Below are 267 nucleotides of genomic sequence, written 5' to 3'. Positions count from 1 at the left end.
CAGCTGCGCGAAGCCGCGCAGGTGCTGCGCCTGAACCTGTTCCAACGCCTGCGCCACCTGGTACTGCCGGGGGCGGCGGCGGGCATTTTCGCCGGCCTGCGCCTGAGCCTGATTTACGCCTGGCTGGGCACCATCGGCGCGGAATACTTCATGCCCTCAGACGGCGGCATCGCCAGCCTGATGATCGGTGCGCAACAGCTGTTTCGCATGGACCAGGTGATGGCTGCCATGGTCTTGATCGGCCTGGTCGGCGCCCTGCTCGGCACC

At 67.4% G+C, this 267-nt stretch carries 1 protein-coding gene; it reads left to right on the top strand.

Translation table 11 applies throughout. The features are described from left to right. A partial coding sequence (locus SB765_RS30210) for an ABC transporter permease (RefSeq protein WP_410932571.1) occupies window positions 1–267 on the top strand: 267 nt, incomplete at both ends.

Origin of the sequence: Pseudomonas sp. SIMBA_067, assembly GCF_046534675.1 — a bacterium.
In the GTDB taxonomy this organism is placed as follows: domain Bacteria; phylum Pseudomonadota; class Gammaproteobacteria; order Pseudomonadales; family Pseudomonadaceae; genus Aquipseudomonas; species Aquipseudomonas putida.
This window is presented reverse-complemented; position numbering and strand designations above follow the sequence as displayed.